The sequence below is a fragment of the Leisingera sp. F5 genome (genome assembly GCF_001593695.1).
The window spans coordinates 1-1376 of sequence record NZ_LUKH01000991.1 but is presented as its reverse complement, the minus strand read 5'-3'; the positions used below and the strand labels follow the sequence as shown (position 1 = coordinate 1376).

Annotated in this window: 2 protein-coding genes; one reads left to right on the top strand and one right to left on the bottom strand. The window is 62.4% G+C overall.

What is annotated here, in order from left to right:
* Positions 1-801: aminomethyltransferase family protein (locus A2I95_RS38185; RefSeq protein ID WP_291737619.1), on the top strand; the 801-nt coding region annotated here is incomplete at its 5' end.
* A 59-nt stretch (positions 802-860) separates the two neighbouring features.
* Here the strand turns inward: A2I95_RS38185 and A2I95_RS38180 are convergent.
* Positions 861-1247 (bottom strand): type II toxin-antitoxin system death-on-curing family toxin, encoded by a 387-nt coding sequence (locus A2I95_RS38180; protein WP_027256234.1) that lies wholly within the window; start codon positions 1245-1247, stop codon positions 861-863.
* Between the last annotated feature and the right edge of the window lie 129 nt (positions 1248-1376).

Below are 1376 nucleotides of genomic sequence, written 5' to 3'. Positions count from 1 at the left end.
GAATACATGATGGTCGGCTCCGGCTTGGCGGAACGCTATCACCAGCGCTTCTTCAACATGGTCGAGCTGCCGGAAGGCACCACATTTGAGGTCGCCACCAACCGCATCGCGGGCTTCAATGTGGCCGGTCCGAAATCGCGCGACATGCTGCAGCGGATGACCAATGCGGATCTGTCGAACGAAAACTTCCGCTTCATGCGCTCGCGCACTATCGAGGTGGCCGGCGTGGAATGCCTGGCGATCCGGGTGTCCTTCACCGGCGATCTGGGCTGGGAACTGCACTGCGCCGAGGAAGATCAGGTCAAGCTCTACGCCGCCCTTCTTGCAGCTTCCGCAGAGCTCGATGGCGGCCCGGTCGGCGGCCGTGCGCTTGGCTCCCTGCGGATCGAAAAGGGCTATGGCTCCTGGGGCCGTGAGTACAGCCAGGAATACTGGCCGCAGGAAGTGGGCCTCGCCGGTCTCGTCAAGCTGGACAAGGACTTCCTCAACAAGGAAGCCTATCTTAAGGTCAAGGACAACGCCCCGCGCGAAATGCTGGTCGGGTTCGAGATCGACGCGGTGAACGACGCCGACGCCTCGGGCGGTGAACCCATCTTCACCCCGGATGGCAAGCCGGTTGGCCGGGTCACCTCGGGTGCTTATGGCTACTCGGTCGGCAAGTCCCTGGCTCTGGGCTATGCCAACCCGGAAACCGCCAAACCGGGGGATGAGGTCGAGGTCTATATCCTTGGCAAACCGCACAAGGCACGGATCCTGGAAGCTGCTGCCTTTGACCCCTCCGGCGCACGTCTGCGGGCCTGATCAGAAAACCAAAAGCCGCCCTTCGGGGCGGCTTTCTTTTTTACGGCATTGATCAAAGATCAGACTGACTGCATCCCTGCCCTAAGCCACTCTGCAAAGGCCGCCTCATCCACGTCACCGGTTGCCAGATCTTCCATCATCCGCACGCCCTCAACCGGGTCGGGGCGGAACTGATAGCCGTTCAGGCGCAGAAAGGTCACGGCGGTCACAAAGGCGGTGCGCTTGTTGCCGTCGACAAAGGCATGCGCCTTGGCGATGCCGAATGCATAGGCCGCCGCAACCTCTGCCACACCGGCATCCGAATAAGCCGCCAGGTTCATCGCCCGCGCACAGCCCATCTCCAGCAATGCCTTGTCGCGCATCCCCGCCGCTCCGCCATGGCGGGCGATTTGCCGGTCATGGAAAACAACAACTGCCGCCAGCGGCACCCATTTGTATCTGCTCACGCCAGGGCCTGAAGCAGGTCTCGGTTCTCGTCCATCACGATTTCAGCCGCGGCCAGTGCCTCGGCCACCGAGGGATCATGCGCCATCACCCGCAGGCTGCCATCATCGCCGCGCACCACGAACAGCGTA